The organism is Pseudonocardia sp. NPDC049154 (assembly GCF_040648315.1).
In the GTDB taxonomy this organism is placed as follows: domain Bacteria; phylum Actinomycetota; class Actinomycetes; order Mycobacteriales; family Pseudonocardiaceae; genus Pseudonocardia.
Genome location: NZ_JBEZDN010000023.1, coordinates 1 through 24129, shown reverse-complemented (window position 1 = coordinate 24129; position 24129 = coordinate 1). Strand labels below are relative to the sequence as shown.

Below are 24129 nucleotides of genomic sequence, written 5' to 3'. Positions count from 1 at the left end.
GGTGTGCGTCCAGCCTGGGGTTCGCGTCGAGGATGGAGAACGGTCGAAGATCCGGGTTTCTTGCTCGATCGTCCATGTGTGCTGGACTCGCGGGCCCACCCTCGCGACAGTGGTGCCATGACGCTGCACCCGCCCTGGACACCCGGCGACGCCGTCGGGGAGGCCCTGCACGTGCTGCGGATGAGCGGGACCTTCTACTGCCGCTCGGAGCTGTCCGCGCCCTGGGGCTTCACGCTGCCCGCGATGCCGGGCTGCCTGTGGTTCCACGTCGTGACGGCCGGCAGGTGCCTGCTCGAGGTGGGCGACGGCGTGCGGGAGCTCCGCGAGGGCGACCTCGTCCTGGTCCCGCGCGGCGAGGGGCACGTGCTGCGCAGCGACCCGCAGGCGTCGACGCCCTCGATCCTCGCGATCCCGCACGACATGCCGGACTCGCGCTACGCGGTGCTCCGGCACGGTGGCGGCGGGGCGGTCGCGACGATGGTGTGCGGCGCGGTCCGCTTCGACCATCCCGCCGCGCGCACGCTCGTCGGGCTGCTGCCGGACCTGATCCACGTGCCGGTCTCGCCGCTGACCGACCGGCTGCGCGACACCCTGCGGCTCATCGCCCTGGAGGTGGAGGAGCTGCGCCCCGGCGGTGAGGCCGTGATCACACGGCTCGCCGACGTGCTGGTCATCCAGGCCATCCGGACCTGGATGGAGACTGACGCGGCCGCCCGCACCGGCTGGCTCGGCGCGCTCGCGGACCCGCAGATCGGCCGGGCGCTCGCGCTGGTGCACCGGAACCCGGCGCGGGCTTGGTCGGTCGCCGCGCTGGCCGCCGAGGTCGCGATGTCCCGCTCGGCGTTCGCGGCGCGCTTCACCGCGCTGGTGGGCGAGCCCGCGATGGCGTACGTGACGCGGTGGCGGATGCACGTCGCGCTGGACCGGCTCGCGGGCGGGGACACGGTGGCCCGGATCGCGGCGGACCTCGGCTACCGGTCGGAGGCGGCGTTCAGCCGGGCCTTCACCCGGGTGGTGGGGGAGCCGCCGGGTGCGGCGCGGCGGGCCCTCGCGGCGCGGGACGATCCGGCGGAATGGGAGACGGCCGGGTGGGTCGCGGGGTGACGAGCGCCCGCGCGGCCGGGGTCGCCAGCCAGGCCGCGGCCAGCGCGGACACCGCCGCGAGCCCGGCGAGACCGGGGACGAAGCTGCGCCCGCCGCCCACGACCGCGAGCAGCACGGGCACGAAGAAGCCCAGGTAGGAGCACGCGTAGAAGGTGCCGGTGAGGGCGCCGCGGGCGGCGGGGTCGGCCAGCCCGGCGACGAGCGTGAGACCCGTCGCGAGGCAGATCCCGTAGGCCAGGCCGAGCAGGACGGACACGGGCACGACCAGCGGCCAGGCCCCGGTGAGGTCGGCGAGCAGCCCGAGGGCGATGCCGGCCGCGCCGAGCGCCAGGGCGATCGCGCCGGCCCACGTCGCCCCGAGGCGGCGGACCAGCGGCTGGACGACCACGCCGGTCCCCATCGTCAGCCCCGCCACCAGCCCGGTGACGGCCACGCCGATCCCGGGCATGACCGGCTCCAGCTCCAGCGGCAGCACGTTGACCGCGGTCGCGGCGAAGGCGAAGACCCCGATCGCGATCGGCACGACCACCAGCCCGAACGCCCGCCCGGAGCCCGGTGGGACCCCGAGGTTCACCAGCGGTCCGCCGCTCCGCCGCTGTTCGGGCGGCAGCGTCTCCGGCACCCGCGGCAGCAGTGCGAGCGCGGGCAGCATCAGGGCGACGTGCACGAGGTAGGGCAGCACCGCGGGCCCGCGCGCCCACTGCCCGAGCAGCCCGGACACCAGCGGCCCGAGCGCCCAGCCGCCGCCGAGCGCGACCGCGGTCAGCCGGGCGGCCCGGGCGCCGCCGTCGCCGGTCGCCGCCATCAGCTCCCCGAGCCAGGCCGTACCCACGCTGAACACGACCCCGGACACCGCGCCCTGCAGGAACCGCCCCGCGAACAGCACCCACGGCGCCGCGGGCACGGCGAGGAAGGCCAGCGTGGTGACCAGCGCGAGCGCCACGAACGGGACGACGACCCGGCGCCGGCCGACCGCGTCCGACCACGGCCCGGCGAGCAGCAGGGCCGGCACGAGCCCGGCGGCGTACACCCCGAACGCCGTGGTCAGTGCGGTCGGCGAGAACCCGAGCGTCGCGCGGTAGTGCAGCAGCAGCGGGGTCGGGACGTTCGTGCCGTAGGCCACGGCGAAGACCACGACCCACAGGGCGGCCCAGCCCGGCACCGCGTGACGCCCACGTCCCCGCACGCGGGCACCGTAACCCGATCGGGGGGCGGGCCGGGAGCCCGTTCCGGCCGGACGGCGGTCGGACGTCAGCCCGGGAGCCACTCCAGCCAGGCCGCGCTCGGGTGGGCGCGGCCGAGGACCGTGCCGCGCCGTCCGCCGTCGCGTAGCGAGACCCGGCCGATCACCCCGAACACCCCGCCCTCGCGGTTCTCCGCGATCCAGTGGTCCGGCACATCGAGACCCTGGACGGTGCCGCGTGCGTCCGGTCCCAGCGGGACCAGCGGGTCGACCGAGATCCACTCGAGGTCCCGGCCGGCCCGGGCGAGCGCGTCGTCGAACGCGGCCAGCCGTTCCGGACCGAGGAAGACGTGCACGTACGTGTCCACGAGGCACACCAGCGCGTCCGACGGCAGCCCGGCGACGACGTCGACCAGCGTGTCGACGACGTCCCCGCGCACGATCGGCTCCGGGTCCGCCAGCGCGAGGTCGGTCGCGGCGGCGAACCGGGACACCGCGCCGGCCTCGGGCGGCACGCAGGCGGCCAGCCAGGTCCGCGTGGCGGCGTCGGCGAGGTCGTGCGGCTCGACGTCCACGCCCACCCGGGCGACGATCGCCGGCGGCTGCGGCGGGACCGGCGGCGTCGCCCCGCGGACCTCGCAGGACAGCTCCAACGGGCCCTCACCGCAGCGCAGCTCGCGGCCGTCCGGCAACCGGTAGCGGTAGGCGTAGCGGTCGGGACGCAGGCCCAGCCCGGCGCCCGTGCCGAGGTCGACCAGGGCGAGCGGCCGTGGGTCGTCGGCGGCGATCACGGCCAGCGCCGGGAGCACGTCGAGGCACCGCGCGACCTCGGTCATCTGGTAGCGGTGCCCCGCGCACAGCCGCGCGAGCTCCTCCCGCTCGGCGCGGGCGAAGGCGGCGAGCGCGGGGGTGAAGCCGGCGTCCTGCGCGGGCTGCGGTCCACCGGGCAGTGGGAAGTAGCGGGCGAGGTCACCGCCGCGCTCGACGGCGAGCTTCCGGACCGCGGCGGACAGCAGCAGGGCGGGCTGGCGGTCGGGCGGCAGGTCGGCCGCGATCCCGAGCAGCACCTCGTCGTCGGCGATGCCGCGGAGCAGGGCGGCCGTGAGCCACCAGCTCGCGGGGGCACCGGGCGTGGACCAGGCGTCGGCGACCGCCCTGGCCTGGGAGACGACCTGCGCGGTCCGATCGATCACACGTCCGGGCTCGCGTCCGTCGCCCGCCTCGTTAGCAGGAACGGCGCCGGATCGTGAGCAGTCTCGATCTGAGACAGGGGGTCCGGGTGTGATCCAGCACACTGGACGAATGCGCGCGATGCAGGTGCTCCGGCTGGTCGTCCACGCACGGAGCCGGCAACCGGTGCTGGTGCTCGGCGAGGTCGACGGGGAGCGGTGCGTGCCGATCTTCCTGCGGCCGCAGCAGGCCGAGGTGATCGCGGTGGGCCCGCGCGAGGGCGGCGACCCGGCCGCCGCCGAGACCGCCCTCGTGCAGGACGTGCTGCTCCCGCTGGTCGGGGCGCTCGGCGCGCGGCTCACGGGCGCGGAGATCACCGACCTGGTCGACGGCGTCTACACCGCCGAGCTCGTGCTGCGCGACGAGGCCGCGGCCGAGGTTCGGGTGAAGGTCCGGCCCAGCGACGCGCTGGCCGTCGCGGTGCGCGAGGGGCTCGCGATCGGGGTGGCCGACGCGATCCTCGACGAGGTCGGGCAGGACACCTCCGAGGTGTTCCCCGACGGCACCGACGCGCCGCCCCACGAGCAGCTGCGGGAGTTCCGCGAGTTCCTCGACGACGTCACGCCGGACGACTTCCGGCGGTGACCGGGCGGTCGTCGCGGTCCGCGTCGTAGTCCGGCAGGTCGATCGCCTCGGCCCGGGTGAAGAACAGCTTCCGGGCCAGCCCGCGCAGCGGCCGGCTGACCATGAGCTTCATGGTCCAGATGAGGTTGCGGATCGCGGCCCGGGTGTGCGGGGCGTAGCCGCGGATGCCGCCGGGCGGTAGCACCTGGCCCTGCGTGACGTACGGGCGCATCCGCTCCTCGTACGCGGCGAAGGCGGCCTCGTGCGAGGCGTGCCGGCCCAGCTCGCCGGCCAGCACGTACGCCCCGACCAGGGCCAGGCTCGTGCCCATGCCGGTGAGCGGGCAGGGTGCGTAGCCGGCGTCGCCGACGAGGGCGACCCGGCCCGTGCTCCAGCGGTCCATCCGGACCTGGGCGACCAGGTCGAGGTAGAAGTCGTCGGCCGTCTCCATCGCCGCGACCAGCTGCGGGGCGACCCAGCCCATGCCACGCATCCGCTCGGCGACGATCGCGCGCTGGGCGTCGAGGTCGCGGCGGTCGTACTCCAGCGGCTCCGAGAGGAACGAGAGCCCGGCCTTGGCGCGTCCGGGCGTGCTGTCCGGGCGGGCCGACGCGACGCGGCCCGGCTCGTTGTACATCTCGTACCAGCCGTCGAGCCCGACCGGGTCCGGCGCGGTGAACCAGGCCGTGTAGCCGCCGACGGGGCGCACGAACTCCTCCTCGGGCCCGAACGCCAGCCTCCGGATCCCGGAGTGCGGCCCGTCCCCGCCCACGACCAGGTCGAACGTGCGCGTCCCGCCGTCGGAGAAGGACACGGCGACGCCGTCCGGCCCGTCGTCGAGCGCGGTCGCCCGCAGTCCCCAGAGGTACTCCGCGGTGGTCGCCCCGAGGAGGATCCGCGACAGGTCGCCGCGGAGGATCTCGTACTCGCTGACGATGCCGTCGCCGCCGAGGTCCGCGACCCGCATCTCGGCGAGGTGCCGCCCGGTGGCGTCGACGTACGCGAGGCCCTCCTGGTCCATGCACGCCGCGCGCACGGCGGGCATGAGCCCCATCCGCTCGACGACGGTGCGCCCGGCACCCCGCAGGTCGACGGTCTGGCCGCCCGGGCGCGGAGCCGGGGCGTTCTCGACGACGGTCACGGCGAAGCCGCGCCGCTCCAGCCAGAAGGCGAGGGCGGGGCCGGCGATCCCGGCCCCCGAGATGAGGATGGTGCGGGTCATGGTGCGTACCTCCTTGGTGCTGATGCACCAAAGGTACGGCGTACGCAGGTGTTCTCAATGCCTTGTGCTGCGGATACGATCGGACGGCGGAACGCGCTCTAGTGCACCGTCGTGGTGCATCCGGAGCGCACTAGTGCGGGGGGAAGCACGTGGCGTACACGGAGGTCGTCGAGGTCATCCGGGCCCGGATCACCGCCGGCGACCTGGCGCCGGGCGACCGGATCCCGTCGACCCGGCAGATCGTCGCGGAGTTCGGCGTCGCGATGGCCACGGCCAGCAAGGTGATCGCGGCGCTGCGGCAGGAGGGGCTCGTCCGGGTGCTGCCCGGTGTCGGAACGGTGGTCGCGGGCGGGGTGGCGGAGCCGGAGCCCGAGCTGGGGCGCAGGCGGATCCTGCGCGCCGCGATCCGGATCGCCGACGCCGAGGGAATCGACGCGCTGTCCATGCGCCGGGTCGCCGCGGAGCTGGGGGCCGGGGCGATGTCGCTGTACCGGCACGTGCCCGGCAAGGAGGAGTTGCTCCTGCTGATGCGCGACGCCGCGTTCGGCGAGTTCCCGCTGCCGCCGGTCCCGCCGCCGGGGTGGCGGACGCAGCTGGAGGTCTCGCTGCGGTCGTTGTGGGCGCTGTACCGCCGGCATCCCTGGGTGGCGCGCACGACGTCGCTGACCCGGCCGTACGCCGGGCCGAACCAGATGCCGTACTCGGAGTGGAACCTGCGCGCCCTCACCGGCCTCGGCCTCGACGACCCCACGATCTTCCGGCTGCACCTCGCGCTCTTCGGGTACGTGCACGGCTCCGCCGCGAGCCTCGAGGCCGAGGCGCGGGAGGAGGCCGAGACGGGCGTGACGCTCTGGCAGTGGATCCACGCCCGGGAAGCCGAGACCCGCGCGGTGATGGAGTCCGGCTCCTTCCCGAACTCCGTGCGGGTGTTCCTGCACGCGGACACGGGCTTCGACCTCGACACGATCTTCGAGACCGGCCTGGCGAGGATGCTCGACGGCATCGCGGCCCTGCTTCCCCGTGAGTGGCAATAGTCGCCATGGCAGCTATCGCCACTCACGACCGTCAGGCGGCGGTCTCGACGGGCTCGTCGAACTGGGTGCGGTAGAGCTCGGCGTAGCGGCCGGACCGGGCCAGGAGCTGCTCGTGCGTGCCGCGCTCCGCGATCCGCCCCTGCTCCACGACGAGGATCTGGTCGGCGTCGCGCACCGTGGACAGCCGGTGCGCGATCACCAGCGCCGTCCGCCCGTCGAGCGCCTCGGCCAGGGCGGCCTGCACCGCCGCCTCGGAGGTGGAGTCGAGGCTGGCCGTGGCCTCGTCGAGCACCACGATCCGCGGCTTCGCGAGCAGCAGCCGCGCGATCGTCAGCCGCTGCCGCTCCCCGCCGGAGAGCCGGTACCCCCGCTCGCCGACGACGGTGTCCAGCCCGTCCGGCAGGGCCGCGACCAGGGCGCCGAGCCGGGCCCGCCGCAGCGCCGACCACAGCTCGTCCTCGCCCGCCCCCGGCGCGGCGAGCAGCAGGTTCGCGCGGATCGTGTCGTGGAAGAGGTGACCGTCCTGGGTCACGAACCCGACGTCGCCGTGCAGGTCCGCCGCCCGCACGTCCCGGACGTCGACCCCGCCGACCGTCACCGTGCCGCCGTCGACGTCGTAGAGCCGCGCGAGCAGCTGCGCGATCGTCGACTTGCCGGCGCCCGAGCTGCCGACCAGCGCGGTCAGCGAACCGGCGGGGACGGTGAAGGAGACGTCGTGCAGCACGGTGTCGCCGCCGCGGGCGTCGAGCGTCGCGACCTCCTCCAGCGAGGCCAGCGACACCCGCGCCGCGGCCGGGTAGGCGAAGTCGACGTGGTCGAACCGGACGTCGAGCGGCCCGGCCGGCAGCGTGCGCGGCTCGTCGGGGTCCTGGATGGCCGGCTCCAGGTCCAGCACCTCGAACACCCGCTCGAAGCTGACGACTGCGCCCATCGCCTCGACCCGGGCCCCGGCCAGCGCGGTCAGGGGCGCGTAGAGCCTAGTCAGGAGCATCGCGAGGGAGACGACGGCGCCCGGCGCCAGCATCCCGCCGAGCGCGAGCCCGCCGCCGACGCCGTACACCAGCGCGAGCGCCAGGGCCGAGACCAGCGTCAACGCCGTCACGAACACCCACTGCACCATCGCCGAGCGCACGCCGATGTCGCGCACCCGCCCGGCCCGTGCGGCGAACTCCGCCGACTCCTCGGCGGGCCGCCCGAACAGCTTGACGAGCGTGGCGCCGGGCGCGGAGAACCGCTCGGTCATCTGCGTGCTCATCGCGGCGTTGTGGTCCGCGGCCTCGCGCTGCAGCCGGGCCAGCCGCGAGCCCATCCGTCGGGCCGGCACCACGAACACCGGCAGCAGGACGAGTGCGAGCAGCGTGACCTGCCACGAGATGCTCAGCATCACCGCGAGCGTGAGCACCAGCGTCACGACGTTGCCGACCACCCCGGACAGGGTGTCGCTGAAGGCCCGCTGCGCGCCCAGCACGTCGTTGTTCAGGCGGCTGACCAGAGCGCCCGTGCGGGTGCGGGTGAAGAACGCGACCGGCATGCGCTGCACGTGGTCGAAGACCGCCGTGCGCAGCTGCAGGATCAGGCCCTCGCCGATCGTCGCGGAGAACCAGCGGGTGAGCAGCCCCAGCCCGGCCTCGGCGACCGCGACGACGGCGATCAACCCGGCCAACCCGCCGACGACGCGGAGCCCCGCCCCGGCGTCGATCGCGTCGACCACCCGCCCGGCGAGCAGCGGCGTGACGACGGTCAGCACCGCCCCCGCCACGCTGAACAGCACGAACGCGGTGATCCGCCGCTTGTGCGGCCGCGCGAACCCCGCGATCCGCCGCAGCGTGACGGGCACCGGCGCCCGCGTCTCTTCCCGCTCGCGGGAGGCGGTGCGCAGGGCGCTCCAGGTGTTCACGTCCATGAGCCCGACGGTAGAACCTGAAGTTCACTGTAGGTCAAGAAGTGGGTCGGCTGAGGCGCCAGGAGCCGCCCCCGGCGCACTCAACCGGTGATCACGCCGCACGCGGTCGGGGTGAGCGCACACCGCACAGCCGACCGCCTCCTACGCGCCCATCGTCGATCACCCGCCGCCCGAGCTCCGACGCCTCGTGAGTGGCGATAGTCGCTATGGCGACCATCGCCACTCACAGGGTCACTTGTTCGCCTTCTCCGCGGCCGAGATGACGTTGCGGAAGAGCATGGCGACGGTGGTGGGGCCGACCCCGCCCACTCGCGGCGTGATGGCGCCGGCCACCTCGGCGCAGGACTCGTCGACGTCCGGGAGCAGCCGCTTCCCGGAGTACCGCACCCCGCCGCCGATCACGGTCGCACCAGGGCGAACGTGCTCCGGCTGGATGATCCCCGGCACGCCGGCGGCGGCGATGAGGATCTCGGCGCGCTTGGTGTACCGGTCCCAGTCCGGGACGCCGGTGTGCACCACGGTGACCGCGGCGTTGGCGGTGGGCCGCTTCTGCGCGAGCAGCATCGCCAGCGGGCGGCCGAGCGTGGCGCCGCGACCGAGGATCACGACCTCGCGACCGGAGACCGGGATCTCGTGGAAGGCCAGCAGTTCCTCGATGCCCGCAGGCGTGCAGGGCAGCGGCCCGGGCAGGCCGACGGCGAGTCGTCCCATGTTCATCGGGTGCATGCCGTCGACGTCCTTGTCCGGGTCCATCTCGGCCAGCGCGGCGTCGTAGTCGAGGTGGCCGGGCACCGGGTACTGGATCAGCAGGCCGTGCACCGCGGGATCGTCGTTGTAGCCGCGGATGGCCGCGACCAGCTGCGCCTGGGTGGCGTCCTGGGGCAGGTGCGTGTGCGGCGAGTCGATGCCGAGCTCGGCGGCCTGCTTCTGCTTGATGCGGATGTAGCCGGCGGAGGCGTCGTCGTCGCCGACCAGGATCGTGGCCAGGCTGGGGGTGACGCCGCGGGCGCGCAGCGCGTCCGCCCGGGCGGTGACGTCGGCCAGCACCCGCTCGGCGACGGGCTTGCCGGGCAGCAGTCGTGCGGTCATGGGTTCCCTCGTGACGCGGGGGCCCAGGCGGTCGACCCCCGCGGACGTCAGCTCCCCGATGGTCGTTGCCATCCTCGGTATGCCGCCAGTCGCGCGTTCGCCGTGATTGTTCCACGCGCGCGCCGACCGCCGCCCGGCCGCAGCCACTGCGCGAGAATTGGCCCTTGGCGGGAAGGCCACCTCGGCGCACGCTGGGAGCGTGGATCTCCGCCCGCTCCCCGTCAGGCACGCCCCGCTCCGACGGCTCCCGCAGCTGCTCGCCGGCCTTGCGCTCTACGGGACCTCCATGGCGATGCAGGTCCGCGGGGCGCTCGGGCTCAACCCGTGGGACGTCCTGCACCAGGGCCTGGAGACCCGGCTGCCGCTGAGCTTCGGGCTGATCACCGCGATCACCGGCGCCGTGGTGCTGCTGCTGTGGATCCCGCTGCGGCAGCGTCCGGGCGTGGGGACCGTGGCCAACGTCGTGGTGATCGCCCTGTCCGTCGACGCCGCCCTGGCCCTGATCCCCGAGGCCCACACGTGGCCCGCGCGGGTCGGGCTCATGGCCGGCGGGATCGTGCTCAACGGCGTGGCCTCGGCCGCGTACATCGGCGCGCGGCTCGGCCCGGGCCCGCGGGACGGACTGATGACGGGCCTCGCCGCCCGAACCGGCCGGTCGATCCGGCTGGTGCGGACGGCGATCGAGGTCGTGGTGCTGGCGACCGGCTGGCTGCTCGGCGGCACCGTCGGGATCGGGACGGTGCTCTACGCGCTGGCGATCGGCCCGCTCACGCAGGCGTTCCTCCCGCTGTTCCGGGTTCCCGGCGACCCGCGTCCCGCCGCTGCTGCGCCCGCCGCACGTACCAGCCGTTCCACACCATGAGCCCGACGAACGTGGCGATCCACAGCGCCTCGGTCACGCCGACCGAGACGTCGACGGGCAGCAGGTAGACCAGCGGGACCCGGACGAGCGCCTCGGCGATCAGGCCGACGCCCCACACCGTGGAGGCGAGCCGGTGCCCGCGCCGGACGTGCGGGTTCGTCGCGTACTCCGCCGCGGCGGCCGCGGCCTTCGAGGGCACGAAGCTCTCCAGCGCGGCGAGGGTCAGCGCGACGGGACGGCGGGGGCGGTCGGGGAGGTGGCCACCGTGGTCATCGAAACTCCCCGTCGGAGAGGTCCCCGTCGGAGATCCACGAGCCGTGGAAGCCCGCGGGCACGCCGCGGGGCAGCGCCACCCGCGCGACGGGCGCGCCGGCGACGTCCGTCGCGTCGAGCACCAGCAGCTCGGAGGCCTTGCCGTCCCGCGTGGTGGTGATGGAGAGCAGCCAGCCGTCCGCCTCGCCGCGGCCTGGCGCTCCGGACGGGACGAACACGGCCTCACCGGCGACGGCGTCCGGCCCGAGCCCGTGCGCCGCGACCGTGCCGCGCTCGGCGTCGTGCTGCAGGATCCCCTCGGTGTCGGACACGGCGTAGAGGTACCGGTTCGGCCGGCCGACCCGTTCGTCGTCGACGGTCGGGAACTCCAGGCCCGCCTCGGAGAGCTGCGCCTGGGCGACGGTCCCGGCGGCCGCGTCGATCGTCCAGCGGTGCAGCGTGGCGACGCCCGCGGCCGCGGCGGCCGCCACGTGTCCGGACGGGCTCGGGCCGATGGCCTGCCAGGTGGCCGCGATGGCCTCCCGCGTGTAGCGCGCGACGTCGAGCACGATCCGGCCCGCCTCGTCCTCGTACGCGTTGCCGACGTGGAAGACGTAGCAGGGGTCGATCTCGAACCACCGCACCTCGCCGGGCCGGTCCAGCGGCATGACGCCGAGCCGGGCGCCGTACGCGTCGTCCCAGCCGTAGGGCAGGCCGGCCCGCATCTGGAAGGTCATCGGCAGGTCGAGGAACACGGCGTGCCTGGCGGTGACGGCGAAGTCGTGCATCATCGTCGGCCCCGCGACCGGGACCTCGGCGCTCTCCACGAGCTCGCCGCCCGCCGAGAGCCGGTGGTAGGTGAGGTACGGCGGCAGCGGCGAGTAGCCGAAGAAGTGCAGGTCCCCGGTGACCGGGTCGGTCTTGGGGTGCGCCGTCATCGCCGTGGTGAGGCGGCCGGTGAAGTCGTCCGGCCCGACGGTGTCGAGCTCCGGCGTCACGACGTACGGGTAGCCGTTCTCCACCAGCGCCAGGATCCGCCCGCCGTGCTCGATCACGTGCGTGTTCGCGTGGACGGCGGTGCGGTCGAAGGTCCCGTCGGGGCGCACGAAGGGGTGTCCCTCCAGGGCGCCGGTGCGGACCCAGCGGTTGCGGTACCACTCGGCACGGCCCTCCCGGAGTCGGACGCCGTGCAGCATCCCGTGGCCCGCGAACCAGTGCCCGGGGTTCTCGCCCGGCAGCGGGTTCGGCCCGTTCCGGAGGTACCGGCCGGTGAGCTCCGGTGGGAGCGTTCCCGTGACGGGCAGGTCGACGGCCTCGATCTCGTCCGGCACCGGGGCGAGGTGGCCCTGCAGGTAGAGCGGCGTCTCCGTCGTCGTCATGGGGAGAACGGTGCACCCTCCACGCACTACCTGTCAATGGTGACATGTCTACTTCGACAGGTAGGCTGTGCGCATGTCACTGCCGCACGCACTGCTGGGTCTGCTCTCCGTCCACCCCCGGAGCGGGTACGAGCTGACCAAGGCCTTCGAGCGCGACCTGGGCCGGTACGCCTGGCAGGCGGGCCACACGAGCATCTACCCGGAGCTGAACCGGATGGCCGAGGCCGGCCTGGTGGAGGTCACGCACGAGGGCGCCCGCGGCGCGCGGACCTACGACGTCACCCCGGCGGGGCGTGAGGAGCTGCGCACCTGGCTGCTCACCCCGCCGAAGCAGGCCAAGGTCCGCAACGAGCAGGTGCTGCGCATGTTCCTGCTCTCCGCGCTCGAGCCCGCCGACGCGCTCGTCGTGCTCCACCGGATCGCCGAGGCCACCGACCAGGGCGTCACCGACCTGCGGAAGGTCCGGGAGGAGCACGCCGACGCACCCATGACCGGCGCGGACGGCTTCGGCCAGCTCGCGGCGGAGTTCGGGCTGCGCCAGTACGAGGCGGTCCGCGACTGGGCGCGGTGGGCGATCGAGCGCCTGGAGCCCGAGCAGGGGACCTGAGCGCTCCCGGGACCACCCCGAGAACGCCGACGGCCCCGGGCGGGGGCCGGGGCCGTCGGTGCGGTGCGGTGCGGTGCGGTGCGGTGCGGTGCGGATCAGGCCGTGATGCCGGTGCCGGGTCAGGCGACGGCGGGCCGCTCGTCCACGAGCTCCGGCTCGACGACGGCGGGCGCGGTCTCCTCGTCGATGTTCCCCAGCGTCCAGGGCCGGACGACGGCGAGCAGCATGACCAGCGCGAGCACCTGCGAGCCGGCGATGGTCAGCCCCATGGCCAGCGCGTCGTTGCCCAGCAGTCCGACGACCGGGGAGGTCAGGGCGCCGACGCCGAACTGGACCGCGCCGAGCAGCGCCGCCGCGGTGCCGGCGCGCTCGCCGTGCCGGGAGAGGGCGAGGGCCGGGGCGTTGGGCAGGGCGAGCCCGACCGAGGCCAGCACCGCCCAGAGCGGCACGAGCACGCCGACGAGTCCGCCGGTCCCGGTGCCGGCGAGCACGGCCAGCACGGCCGCGGCGACGGTCCCGGACACGCTGGCGGTGAGCAGCAGCTGCCGCGGCTCGAAGCGGCGCAGCAGCGCGGCGTTGGCCTGCGTCGCGCCGATCAGGAAGATCGCGCCGGCGCCGAACAGCAGGCCGAACTGCTGGGCGTCGAGCCCGAACTCCTGCTGGAACACGAAGCTGGACCCGGAGACGTAGCCGAACATGCCGGCCATCGCGAACCCGGCGACCAGGATCAGGCCGACGTAGACGCGGTCGCGGAAGAGCGCGCGGTAGGCCCGCAGGGTGGGCCCGACGGCGGCGCTGCGGCGGCGCTCCGGCGGCAGCGTCTCGCCGAGGGCGAAGTACAGCACGGCCAGGAGGACCAGGCCGTACACGGCCAACGCGACGAACACGCCGCGCCAGTCCGCGAGCCGCAGCAGCTCCCCGCCGAGGGTCGGGGCGAGCACCGGGGCCGCGCCCATGACGAGCATCAGGCGGGAGAGCAGGGTGGCCGCGGCGCGGCCGCTGAACAGGTCCCGGACCACGGCCATCGCGACGACCGCGCCGGCGGCGGACCCGACGCCCTGCAGCACGCGCAGCACGCCGAGCACCTCGACGTTCGGCGCGACCACGATGAGCAGCGAGGACACGACGTGCAGCGCCGTGCCGGCGAGCAGGGGCTTGCGGCGGCCGACGGCGTCGGCGAGCGGGCCGATGAACAGCTGGCCGAACGCCAGGCCGATCAGCGTGCCGGTGAGGGTGAGCTGGATCGTCGACGAGGACGTCTGCAGCTCGGTCGCGATGCCCGGCAGCGCGGGCAGGTACATGTCGATGGTGAGCGGGCCGAGCGCGATCAGTGCGCCCAGCAGCAGGGCGATGCGCGCGCGGCCGGGCGTCGTCGGCGCGGGTGTCGCTGGTGGTGTGGGCAACGGCGGGGCCTTCCTCGGTACTCACGGGTCCGGATCGCCCGGCGACGTCGCTCGGTCGCGGTTCGTACCCGCCGGTGGTGTTCCGAGTGGTTCAAGGCCCCGTGCCCGGTGTGCTGTTCCGGTTCCCCGAACAGGTGTGTCGTGGGTCACGTACTCGCGAGTAGCTACGCTCGGCCCATGCGCAGCGAGGCACGTACCGTCCGCACCCCGGACGGCCTGGACCTGGCCGTCCACGTCACCGGCCCCGAGGGCGCCCCGGTCGTCGTCGCGGTGCACGGCTACCCGGACGACCACACGGTGTGGGACGGCGTCGTCCCCCTGCTGGCCGACACCTTCCGGGTGGTGACCTACGACGTCCGCGGCGCGGGCGCGTCGCAGGCCCCGGCAAACCGCGAGGGGTACCGGATCGAGCGGCTGGCGGCGGACCTCGTCGCGGTGCTCGACGCCGTCGCCCCCGACGGTCCGGTGCACCTGCTCGCGCACGACTGGGGCTCGATCCAGGGCTGGCATGCCGTCACCGACCCGGCGCTGCGCGCGCGGTTCGCCTCCTACACGTCGATCTCCGGCCCGTCCCTGGCGCACATCGGGGCCTTCGGGCGCGATGCGCGGCTGCGCGACCGGATGCGGCAGCTGGGCCGCTCCTGGTATGTCGGGTTCTTCCAGCTGCCGGTGCTGCCCGAGCTCGCCTGGCGGTCGGGGCTGGCGGGTGGGCTCGTCGCCCGCCGCGAGGGGATCCCGCGACCCGCGGCGGGCGACGCCGTGCGCGGGCTCGAGCTCTACCGCGCCAACCTCGGCCGCGGCGGCGGGGAGCGGCGCACGGAGGTCCCGGTGCAGGTCCTGGCCCCGACCGGGGACCGGTACGTCACGCAGGCGCTGCAGGCGAGCGCCGAGCGGTTCACCGACGACTTCCGGTTCCGCCGGGTGGCGGGCGGGCACTGGCTGCCCCGCAGTCGCCCGGAGGTGGTCGCGCGCTGCGTGCGGGAGCAGGTCGACGCCGTGTCCGCGCCTGCCGCGGCCCCGCGCCGCACGCGGCCGACCCCGGGCCGGTGGACCGACCGGGTCGTGCTGGTGACCGGCGCCGGCAGCGGGATCGGGCGGGCGGTGGCCCGCGGCTTCGCGCGGCGCGGCGCGGTGGTCGTCGCGGCCGACAAGGAGCTCTCGACGGCCCGGCAGACCGCCTTCGAGACCGGCGGGCACGCCTACCAGGTCGACGTGGCGGACCCCGACGCGATGGCCACGTTCGCCGACCGGGTGTGCGCCGAGGTCGGCGTGCCGGACGTCGTGGTCAACAACGCCGGTATCGCGATCTCGGGTCCCTTCCTCGCCCACCGGCCCGCGGACTGGCGGGCGATCGTCGACGTCAACCTGATGGGCGTGGTGCACGGCTGCCGGCTGTTCGCAGCCCGGATGCGCGAGCGCGGCGAGGGCGGGCACCTGGTCAACGTCGCCTCGGCCGCCGCGTTCACCCCGACGACGTTCCTGCCCGCCTACTGCGCCACCAAGTCCGCGGTGCTGATGCTGTCGGAGTGCCTGCGCGCCGAGCTCGCGGGCGACGACATCGGCGTCACGGCGCTGTGCCCCGGCTTCCTGCCCACGAACATCGGCGGCTCGGCGCGGTTCGTCGGGGTCGACGACTCGACGGCGGCCGAGCGGCGTCGCTCCACCGACCGGCTGCTCAAGCGCCGCCGGTACCCGCTGGACAAGGTCGCCGACGCGGTGGTCGCCGCCGTCGAGGCGAACCGGCCGATCCAGCTGCTCACAGTGGAGAGCCGCACCGCCTACGCACTGTCCAAGGTGGCTCCCGGCGCCCTCCGCCGCGTCGCCCGCCTCCCCGCCCCCGGCCTGTAGCGTCCGGACGTGCGCGTCGACGACCTCACCACCCCCGCGTTGCTCGTCGAGCGGGGCGCCCTGCGCCGCAACCTCGACACCATGAGCGCCGCGCTCCCCGGTGCCCGGCTGCGCCCGCACGTCAAGGCGCACAAGTGCACGTCCCTCGCGCGGTGGCAGCGCGACAACGGCCATCCCGGCTTCACCTGCGCCACGATTCGCGAGTGCGAGGTCATGGCCGAGCACGGGCTCGGCGGCGACCTGCTGCTGGCCAACGAGGTCGTCGACGCCTCCCGGCTCGGCAAGCTCGTCCGCGACGGCGCGCGGATCACCCTGGCCGTCGACTCGCGGGAGACGATCGCGGCGGCGTTGCGCGGCAACGTCCTCGAGGTGGTGATCGACGTCAACGTCGGCCTGCCGCGGTGCGGCTGCCCGCCCGAGCGGGCCGGCGAGCTGGCCGATCTCGCCCGGCGCAACGGCCTCGAGGTGCGCGGCGTGATGGGCTACGAGGGCCACCTGATGATGGTCCGGCCCGCCGAGGAGCGGCGCCGGCTCGTGCGCGAGGCGATGGAGAAGCTGGCGGCCGCGGCCCGGGACGTCGGTGGCGAGCTCGTCAGCGCCGGCGGCACCGGCACCTACGACGTCAACGAGTGGGCCACCGAGATCCAGGCCGGCTCGTACGCGCTGATGGACAGCGCCTACACCCAGCTCGGGCACCCGTTCGAGCAGGCCGTGTTCGTGCTGGGCACGGTGATCTCGGTGTCGGCCGAGTGGGCGGTCGTCGACGTCGGGCTCAAGGCGCTGGGCATGGACCACGGCAACCCGACCATCCCCGGCGCCCAGGTCTGGTTCTGCTCGGACGAGCACACCACCTTCGCGCCCGGGGACCTGCGGCTGCGGGTGGGCGACCGGGTCCGGGTGGTTCCGGCGCACGTCGACCCGACCGTCGCGCTGCACGACGCGATGTGGCTGGTCGACGGCGAGCAGGTCGCCGAGCGCTGGCCCGTGGACATGCGAGGCTGGTGACCGTGCTGCGCCGAGAGTTCCTGACCGGGCGGCTGCGCCCCTTCACCTCCACGATCTTCGCGGAGATCACCCAGCTCGCCGTGCGCACCGGCGCGATCAACCTGGGTCAGGGCTTCCCCGACACGGACGGACCGGCGTCGCTGCTGGCCGACGCCGCCGCGGCGATCACCGAGGGCGGGGTCAACCAGTACCCGCCGGCCCCGGGATTGCCGGCGCTGCGCGAGGCGGTGGCGGCGCACCAGAAGCGCTTCTACTCGCTCGAGGCCGGGGACGTGCTCGTCACCATGGGCGCCACCGAGGCCATCGCGTCGGCGGTGATCGCGCTCTGCGAGCCGGGCGACGAGGTCGTGGTCTTCGAGCCCTACTACGACTCCTACCCTGCCGTGATCGCGATGGCCGGGGCCACGCGCCGGACCGTCCCGCTGCGTGCCCCCGACTTCCAGCCCGACCCGGCGGAGCTGCGCGCGGCGTTCGGGCCGCGCACGCGGGCGGTGCTGGTCAACACCCCGCACAACCCGACGGGCGCGGTGTTCGGCCGGGACACCCTGCGCGCGATCGGGGACCTCGCGATCGAGCACGACGCCGTCGTGATCACGGACGAGGTCTACGAGCACATGACCTTCGGCATCGAGCACGTCCCGATGGCGACGCTGCCGGGCATGGCCGAGCGCACGCTCACGATCTCCAGTGCCGGCAAGACCTTCTCGGTGACGGGCTGGAAGATCGGGTGGGTGCACGGGCCCGCCGCGCTCGTCGCGGCCGTACGGGCGGTGAAGCAGTTCCTGACCTTCGCCGGCGGCGCCCCCTTCCAGCCGGCCGTCGCGAACGCGCTGGCCCTGCCCGACGACGTGTTCGCCGCGATCGCCGGCGACCTGCGGCCGAAGCGGGACCTGCTGGCCGACGGTCTGCGCGAGGCCGGGATGCGGGTGTTCGAGCCGAGCGGCACGTACTTCGTGGTCGCCGACCTCGCCCCGCTCGGCGTGACCGACGCCGCCGCCTACGCCCGCGCCATGCCCGAGCGGCTCGGCGTGGCCGCAGTGCCGGTCAGCGTGTTCTGCGACGACCCGCATCTCGCCCCGACCCTGCTCCGCTTCGCCTTCTGCAAGCGCAACGACGTCCTCCGCGAGGCCGTCTCGCGGCTCCGCACCGCACCACCCGCATGAGCGAACGGCGCTCTCGCTCACCAGGTGTGAGCGAGAGGGCCGTTCACCGAGGGGTCAGGCCGGTTCGGCAGGGTTGCCGCGCCAGCGGGAGTCCGGGCTGGTGACCGAGCCCTTCATGAGGAAGCCGTCGGCGTCGAGCACCGAGTTCGCGCCCGTCTCCACGCCGTAGTGGACGAAGGCGGCCACGCCCAGGCTCACCCCGTCGCCGATCTCGGTGCGGTCGGACTTGAACGTGCCGTCCTCCAGCGAGTGGCACTGGATCGTGCTGCCGACGTCGAGCGTGACGTCGTCGCCGAGGGTCACGAGCGTGTGCTCGGGGATCGCGGCGCCGTCGTCGAACAGCCGCTTCCCGACCCGCACACCCAGTGCCCGCAGCACCAGCGCCTTCATCGGCGTGCCGTCGAACAGGGCGAGGAAGGGCGGCAGCAGCTTCCACAGCCGCTCGTGCCGCCAGAAGTACGGGTCGTAGATCGAGCAGTACCTCGGCGAGAGCCGCCGGAAGCCCATCGCGGCCCGCTCCACCAGCGTGAACCACACGCGCCCGCGACGACGCCGGCCAACGCGGCCAGCCCGACCGCGAGTGGCCCGAGGGGTGCCGTGGAGCAGGGCATCGCCGAGGCCCGCCGCCGTGAGCAGCAGGGCGTACGCCCAGCGCGCCGCCAGCAGCGAGAACCCGGTGAGGGTGTTGCTGACGTTCTTGCGGCGCAGGCGGCGGCGGAACTCCTCGCCCTCGGCGAGGTGGTCGAACCGGCCGTCGCGCTCGACCGAGCGCGGGATCGGGAAGGCGGGCGAGCCGAGCAGCCCGGTGTCCTCGCGCACCTCGCCGTCGACCGGCACGAGCACCTTGGTCGCGAGCAGGACGTTGTCGCCGATCCGCGCCTCGGCGGGGACGATCACGTTGTTGCCCAGGAAGTTCCGCTCGCCCACGTGCGCCTCCCGCACCCGGAAGCCGCTGGACGTGTACTCCGCGTTGGCCAGCGACAGGCCGTCGGAGATCATCGTCCCGCGGCCGACGGACACCGCGAACGGCGTGTCGTGCTTCTGCGTGGTGCCGAAGTTCGAGCCCGTCTGCTGCACCCGGCCGAGGTCGTAGCCCAGCAGCCGGAGGTAGCGGGTGATCGCCGAGCTGTCGCCGAACAACGCGTCGAGGAACGGCCGGTTGGACAGCCGGGTCACCAACCGCAGCAGCGAGTACCGGAACCCGAACAGCGCGTAGGTCCGGCCCGGCGTGATCATCCGCCGCAACAGCCGGGGCAGCACGGTGGCCAGCACCAGCTGCAGCAGGACCAGGGTGCCGAACGCGACCGAGCCCAGCACCAGGACGTCCCGCAGGAAGCTGCCGACGGTCGTCGGCGCGGCGGTCCCGCCGACCCGCTCCGCAGCCAGCGCTTCGAGGGCGCCGAGCGCGACGGGCAGCACGATCACCAGGACCTGCAGCACCTGCAGGGTGCCGTAGACCGCGCGCCCGGCAGGTTCTTGCGGTCCGCCTTGTCGCTCGTCGTCATCGGGACGTGGTCAAGCTGTTCCAGGTAGGCCGGGACCATGTAGGCGGGCAGCCGGTCGCGCAGCCGGGCCAGCAGGTCGTCCCGCGAGACGGTGCCGCGCGTGCTGTACCAGGCGACCAGCTCGCGGACGCCCTCCGCCGGCTCCCACACGTCCACGACGGCCTGGGCGACGCCGGGCACGCCGAGCAGCACGGACTCGATCTCGGTCAGCTCGATCCGGTACCCGCGGATCTTCACCTGGGTGTCGATGCGGCCGTGGTAGGTGATCTCGCCGTCCGCCGTGACGGAGACGAGGTCGCAGGTGCGGTAGACGCGCTGCCGCACCCCCTCGACGTCGTCGCGGAAGGCGGCCGCGGTCTTCTCCGGCTGGTTGAGGTAGCCGCTCGCCAGGCCCGGCCCGACGATGCCGAGCTCGCCCTGCTCGCCGCGCGGCAGCGAGCGCGTCGGGTCCTCCGGGTCGAGCACGACCGTGCCGTAGGTGGGCAGCGGACGGCCGAGCGTCACCGGGTGGTCGGGGTGCAGCTCGGTCCACGTCGCGGTGACGGTGGCCTCGGTGGGGCCGTAGACGTTGAGGAACCGGCGGTCCTCGGAGTGCCAGCGCGCCACCAGGTGCTGCGGGCACGCCTCACCGGAGACCAACAGGAAGCGCAGCTGCTCCGACCCGGCCGGGTCCAGCGTGGCCAGCAGCGTGGGGACGCACGCCAGCGCGGTGACGCCGCGGTCGCGCAGGAACTCCTGCAGCTCGTCGCCGACGAGGGAGGTGCCGGCGGGCTTGGGCACCACCGTGGCGCCCGCGACCCACGGCACCCACAGCTCCTCGACGGAGAAGTCGAAGGCCAGGGTCATGCCCTGGTACACGCGGTCGTCGGGCCGGTAGCCGTAGTGCTCGCCGGCGACGCGCACGAAGTTGCAGATCGAGGAGTGCTCGATCGCCACGCCCTTCGGCCGCCCGGTCGTGCCCGAGGTGTAGATCAGGTAGGCGAGCTCGTCGGCGGGGATGCCGGACTCCGCGGCGGTGAGCGGACCGTCCTCGGTGGACGGGCCGTCGCCGGGGTCGACGGCCTCGACGTCGCCGGGCAGGGTCGGCGCCAGGTGACCGGGCGCCAGGGCGAGCCGGACGCCGGCGTCGCCGCAGATGTAGGCGATGCGGTCCGCCGGGAAGCCGGCGTCGAGCGGGACGTAGGCGGTGTGCCCCTTGAGCGCGGCGAGCATCGCGGCGTAGGCCGCGACCGGCTCGTCGAGCAGCAGCGCGACCCGGTCGCCGGGCCCGGCTCCGGCCGCCAGGAGCCGGCGGGCCAGCCGGTTCGCCCGGCGGTCCAGCTCGGCGAAGGTGAGGTCGGCGTCGGCGGTCGACACGGCGATCTCGTCGGCGCGCCGCTGGGCGAGGTCCTCGAAGACGTGGTGCAGGCGCTCGCCGGGACGCCAGTGGACGGACTGGTCGCGCGCGGTGTCGACGAGCACCGGCTCGTCGGCCGGCGGACGTGGCGCGGGTACGGGCGGTGCTCCGGGCCTGATGGTGGTGCTCATTATGGTTTCCCCCTGGTGCTACGGCCCGCGTGCCAGAGTCGGTGCGGAACGGTGCGGGCCGCTCGATCGCGGCCGCGAACGGGGCTCGCCGACAGGGACGTGTGGTGATGTCGGCGTGTCCGGAAAAGAGATGGTGAACGGCGCGGAAAGGGATCGACGGTTCTACGACGCTGTTCCTATTCACCCGTCCGGACCCGTCGGGATCCGGGGTGCGGGTGGTTCGGGTCGGGTCAGCAGGGAGGCCGGTGCGGCCACGCTCCTGCCGTGCTCTTCGTGCTGGTCACGGTGCCGGACCTACACGGGAGCCCCGAGTGCAAACCTCGGGGCAGCCCGACTTTTCGGACACGCCGAGGAGATCCCCTACGGACGGAACCACCGGGGCGGTTCGCCGGGGACGCTTTTGTTCACTCGGACGGACCAGCAATAACAGCGTATTCGGAAGCTGCAAGCTGTGATTCGCCGGACCGTTGCGGAGGGCCTCACGGCTGCGTGATGACTCGTTTCACACCCGTTCGAGGCGGACGACGACCCATTTCGAGGTGGGGGTGCCGGAGTCGAGGGCTTGGGAGTCGAGCGGGACGAGGGGGTTGGTCTCGGGGTAGTAGGCGGCGATGCAGCCCGTGGGGGTGTCGTAGGAGACGAGCCGGAAGTTCTCGGCGCGGCGTTCGATGCCGTCGTCCCATTCGGAGACGAGGTGGACGTGGTCGCCGTCGGCGAAGCCGAGCCCGGCCAGGTCGGCGGGGGAGATGAAGACGACGCGGCGGCCGGAGTGGATGCCGCGGTAGCGGTCGTCGAGGCCGTAGACGGTGGTGTTGAACTGGTCGTGGCTGCGGATGGTCTGCAGCACCAGCCGGCCCTCGGGCACCTGGGCGACCTCGAGCGGGCTGACGGTGAACACGGCCTTGCCCTCGGGGGTGGGGAAGGTGCGGGTGTCGCGCGGAGGGTGGGGGAGGGTGAACCCGCCCCGGCGGTTGATCTTGTCGTCGTAGGCCTCGCAGCCGGGCACCACCCGGCCGATGGCCTGGCGGATGCGGGCGTAGTCGGCGGCGAACTCGCCCCACGGAATGTGGTGCCGGTCGCCGAGGGTCGCGTGCGCGATGCCGCAGAGGATGTCGATCTCGGAGCGCAGCTGCGGGCCGGCGGGGGTGGCGCGGCCGCGGGAGGCGTGCACCGCGGACATGGAGTCCTCGACGGTGACCCGTTGCACGCGCCCGCCGGTGGTGTCCTGTTCGGTGCGCCCCAGGGCGGGGAGGATCAGCGCGTCGTGGCCGGCGGTGAGGTGGCTTCGGTTGAGCTTGGTGGAGATCTGCACCGTGAGCGCCGCCGAGCGCAGGGCGGCTTCGGTGACGTGGGTGTCGGACATGGCGGCGGCGAAGTTCCCGCCCAGCCCGACGAACACCCGCGCGTGCCCGTCGCGCAGGGCGCGGACCGCGGCGGCGGCGTCGTGTCCGTGCGCGCGCGGGGGCTCGAAGCCGAACTCGGCGCCCAGGGCGTCGAGGAAGGCGTCCGGGGCTTTCTCCCAGATGCCCATGGTGCGGTCGCCCTGGACGTTGGAGTGCCCGCGCACCGGGCACAGGCCGGCACCCGGCTTGCCGATCATGCCCTGGAGCAGGGCGACGTTGACGAACTCGCAGATCGTGGCGACGGCGTTGCGGTGCTGGGTGATCCCCATGGCCCAGCAGTTCACGATCCGCTGCGAGGTGGCGAACAGCTCGGCGGCGGCCTCGATGTCGGCCCAGTCCAGCCCGGTCGCGGCCACGACGGCGGCGCGGTCGAGGTCGCGGATGTGGGTGGCCCAGGCGTCGAACCCGACGGTGTGCCGGGTGATGAAGTCGGCGTCGACCGCGCCCCGCTCGAGCAGCAGGTGCCCGATGGCCTGCCAGAGCGCGAGGTCGCCGTTCGAGCGGATCTGCAGATAACGGTCGGCCAGCCCGGTGCCGCGCCCGGCCAGGCCCTTCGGGGTCTGCGGGTTGTCGAAGCGCAGCAGCCCGGCCTCCCGCAGCGGGTTGATCGCGAGGATCTTCGCGCCGTTCTGCTTGGCGATCTCCAACGCGGACAGCATGCGCGGGTGGTTGGTGCCCGGGTTCTGCCCCGAGACCACGATCAGATCGGCCTCGTGCAGGTCTTGCAGGCTCACGGAGCCCTTGCCGATGCCGATGGTGCGGGCCAGCCCGACCGAGGTGGACTCGTGGCACATGTTCGAGCAGTCCGGCAGGTTGTTGGTGCCGAAGGCGCGGGCGAAGAGCTGGTAGACGAACGCGGCCTCGTTCGACGCCCGCCCGGAGGTGTAGAACAACGCCTCGTCCGGGGAGTCCAGCGCCTGCAGATGGTCGGCGACCAGGGCGAACGCGGCGTCCCAGGAGATCGGCTCGTAGTGGTCGGCGCCGCCGCGGCGGACCATCGGTTCGGTGAGCCGGCCCTGCTTCTCCAGCCAGTGGTCGGACTGCTGGACCAGCTCGGAGATCGGGTGCGCGGCGAAGAACTCCGCGCCGACGGTGTCGCGCTGGCCCTCCCAGGACACGGCCTTGGCGCCGTTCTCGCAGAACTCCGCGGTGTGCCGGTGATCGGTCGGGTCCGGCCAGGCGCAGGACATGCAGTCGAACCCGTCGACCTGGTTGAGCGTCAACAGGTTTCGCGCCGACTTCACCGGGCCCATCTGCTTGAGCGCCCGGGCCATCGACACCCGCACCGCCTTCAACCCCGCCGCATGCGTGGCCGGCCGCCCCACCCGCAGGCGGGACTCCTCGACATCGACACGGGCGTCGACACGGGGGGATTCGGGGGTGGTGGACACGGGGAACCTCCGGCGAGCGTGCGGGCCGGCGGGGATCCGGCCTCCCCGAGTCTAGATATCGCTCACTGGTGCACCTTCCTTGTGTCCGGGCCGGCTGGGATGGTTCGGACGCACCACTGGTGGCCACCGGGTGATCGCCCTGCTCGCTCGACCGTTCGAGGTCCACTCTGAGTTCTGCGGGGCCCGGTGGTCCCCGGCACGCCGACTGGCGACAGGGCTGCGCGCCGACGAGCGCCGATCAGTGAGCGACCGGCTGCCGTGTCGGGAACCACCGGGTGCCTACCTGCTGCGGCATCAGACAGGAGGCAACGATGAGTGTCGCCCCGAAGGGCGGTCCTACGCGACCCGCCGAGCAAGCCTATCCGGACACAGCCGTGCCGACCGGCGGGATCGACTGGGCCAGTACCGATCACGCCGTCGCGGTCGTCGCCGCGGACGGGACCGCGCTGGAGCGG

Annotated in this window: 19 protein-coding genes; 8 read left to right on the top strand and 11 right to left on the bottom strand. The window is 74.0% G+C overall.

Translation table 11 applies throughout. The annotated features are described in order from the left end of the window. The first annotated feature begins 117 nt into the window (after window positions 1-117). Complete coding sequence (locus tag AB0B41_RS14450; protein ID WP_358202927.1) at window positions 118-1104, top strand: AraC family transcriptional regulator; 987 nt, start codon at window positions 118-120, stop codon at window positions 1102-1104. Here the strand turns inward: AB0B41_RS14450 and AB0B41_RS14445 are convergent. Both AB0B41_RS14445 and AB0B41_RS14440 read right to left on the bottom strand, forming a co-directional pair. Beyond that, window positions 1004-2290, bottom strand: coding sequence for an MFS transporter (locus tag AB0B41_RS14445; RefSeq protein WP_358202925.1), 1287 nt, complete (start codon window positions 2288-2290; stop codon window positions 1004-1006). The genes AB0B41_RS14450 and AB0B41_RS14445 overlap by 101 nt on opposite strands. Before the next feature lie 65 nt (window positions 2291-2355). Next, complete coding sequence (locus AB0B41_RS14440) at window positions 2356-3480, bottom strand: DUF2332 family protein (RefSeq protein ID WP_358202922.1); 1125 nt, start codon at window positions 3478-3480, stop codon at window positions 2356-2358. A 109-nt stretch (window positions 3481-3589) separates the two neighbouring features. Here AB0B41_RS14440 and AB0B41_RS14435 point away from each other — a divergent pair, with 109 nt between their 5' ends. After that, a complete protein-coding gene (locus AB0B41_RS14435) occupies window positions 3590-4102 on the top strand; it encodes a bifunctional nuclease family protein (protein ID WP_358202920.1) in 513 nt (170 codons plus the stop codon). Here the strand turns inward: AB0B41_RS14435 and AB0B41_RS14430 are convergent. Next, window positions 4077-5303 carry an FAD-dependent monooxygenase gene (locus AB0B41_RS14430; protein WP_358202918.1) on the bottom strand — a complete coding sequence of 409 codons (1227 nt, stop codon included), beginning with the start codon at window positions 5301-5303 and terminating at the stop codon, window positions 4077-4079. The genes AB0B41_RS14435 and AB0B41_RS14430 overlap by 26 nt on opposite strands. Window positions 5304-5452: 149 nt before the next feature. Between AB0B41_RS14430 and AB0B41_RS14425 the strand changes: the two genes are divergently transcribed. Then, window positions 5453-6337 (top strand): TetR/AcrR family transcriptional regulator C-terminal domain-containing protein, encoded by an 885-nt coding sequence (locus AB0B41_RS14425; protein ID WP_358202916.1) that lies wholly within the window; start codon window positions 5453-5455, stop codon window positions 6335-6337. Between the two features lie 31 nt (window positions 6338-6368). Here the strand turns inward: AB0B41_RS14425 and AB0B41_RS14420 are convergent, their stop codons facing one another. Both AB0B41_RS14420 and AB0B41_RS14415 read right to left on the bottom strand, forming a co-directional pair. Next, entirely contained in the window at window positions 6369-8240 is a 1872-nt protein-coding gene (locus AB0B41_RS14420) for an ABC transporter ATP-binding protein (protein WP_358202914.1), read from the bottom strand. A gap of 231 nt (window positions 8241-8471) precedes the next feature. Further along, complete coding sequence (locus AB0B41_RS14415; protein ID WP_358202912.1) at window positions 8472-9329, bottom strand: tetrahydrofolate dehydrogenase/cyclohydrolase catalytic domain-containing protein; 858 nt, start codon at window positions 9327-9329, stop codon at window positions 8472-8474. A gap of 199 nt (window positions 9330-9528) precedes the next feature. Here AB0B41_RS14415 and AB0B41_RS14410 point away from each other — a divergent pair, with 199 nt between their 5' ends. After that, on the top strand, window positions 9529-10191 hold the full coding sequence (locus AB0B41_RS14410) for a hypothetical protein (RefSeq protein WP_358202910.1): 663 nt from the start codon (window positions 9529-9531) through the stop codon (window positions 10189-10191). Here the strand turns inward: AB0B41_RS14410 and AB0B41_RS14405 are convergent. Continuing rightward, window positions 10097-10390: a hypothetical protein gene (locus AB0B41_RS14405; protein WP_358202908.1), complete on the bottom strand. Its 294-nt coding sequence runs from the start codon at window positions 10388-10390 to the stop codon at window positions 10097-10099. The genes AB0B41_RS14410 and AB0B41_RS14405 overlap by 95 nt on opposite strands. Window positions 10391-10460: 70 nt before the next feature. Continuing rightward, window positions 10461-11822 (bottom strand): carotenoid oxygenase family protein, encoded by a 1362-nt coding sequence (locus AB0B41_RS14400; protein WP_358202906.1) that lies wholly within the window; start codon window positions 11820-11822, stop codon window positions 10461-10463. Window positions 11823-11895: 73 nt separating this feature from the next. Between AB0B41_RS14400 and AB0B41_RS14395 the strand changes: the two genes are divergently transcribed. Further along, window positions 11896-12429, top strand: coding sequence for a PadR family transcriptional regulator (locus AB0B41_RS14395; RefSeq protein WP_358202904.1), 534 nt, complete (start codon window positions 11896-11898; stop codon window positions 12427-12429). 119 nt (window positions 12430-12548) lie between these two features. Here the strand turns inward: AB0B41_RS14395 and AB0B41_RS14390 are convergent, their stop codons facing one another. Further along, the gene (locus AB0B41_RS14390) at window positions 12549-13832 is read right to left on the bottom strand and encodes a multidrug effflux MFS transporter (RefSeq protein ID WP_358202901.1); all 1284 of its coding nucleotides are present in this window, start codon (window positions 13830-13832) and stop codon (window positions 12549-12551) included. 177 nt (window positions 13833-14009) lie between these two features. Here AB0B41_RS14390 and AB0B41_RS14385 point away from each other — a divergent pair, with 177 nt between their 5' ends. Genes AB0B41_RS14385 through AB0B41_RS14375 form a run of 3 tightly spaced genes read left to right on the top strand, consistent with a single transcriptional unit; the run spans window position 14010 to window position 17848 of the window. After that, on the top strand, window positions 14010-15680 hold the full coding sequence (locus tag AB0B41_RS14385) for an SDR family oxidoreductase (protein ID WP_358202899.1): 1671 nt from the start codon (window positions 14010-14012) through the stop codon (window positions 15678-15680). Window positions 15681-15689: 9 nt separating this feature from the next. Next, complete coding sequence (locus AB0B41_RS14380) at window positions 15690-16685, top strand: alanine racemase (RefSeq protein ID WP_358202897.1); 996 nt, start codon at window positions 15690-15692, stop codon at window positions 16683-16685. Between the two features lie 5 nt (window positions 16686-16690). Continuing rightward, window positions 16691-17848 carry a pyridoxal phosphate-dependent aminotransferase gene (locus AB0B41_RS14375; RefSeq protein WP_358203044.1) on the top strand — a complete coding sequence of 386 codons (1158 nt, stop codon included), beginning with the start codon at window positions 16691-16693 and terminating at the stop codon, window positions 17846-17848. A gap of 54 nt (window positions 17849-17902) precedes the next feature. Here AB0B41_RS14375 and AB0B41_RS14370 read toward each other — a convergent pair whose 3' ends face one another. The 3 genes from AB0B41_RS14370 to AB0B41_RS14360 form a co-directional block, all read right to left on the bottom strand. Then, window positions 17903-19288, bottom strand: a complete 1386-nt coding sequence (locus tag AB0B41_RS14370; protein ID WP_358202895.1) for a hypothetical protein — start codon at window positions 19286-19288, stop codon at window positions 17903-17905. Further along, entirely contained in the window at window positions 19270-20880 is a 1611-nt protein-coding gene (locus AB0B41_RS14365) for an amino acid adenylation domain-containing protein (protein WP_358202892.1), read from the bottom strand. The genes AB0B41_RS14370 and AB0B41_RS14365 overlap by 19 nt, the downstream gene beginning before the upstream one ends. A 502-nt stretch (window positions 20881-21382) precedes the next feature. Beyond that, window positions 21383-23674, bottom strand: coding sequence for an FdhF/YdeP family oxidoreductase (locus AB0B41_RS14360; RefSeq protein WP_358202890.1), 2292 nt, complete (start codon window positions 23672-23674; stop codon window positions 21383-21385). Between the last annotated feature and the right edge of the window lie 455 nt (window positions 23675-24129).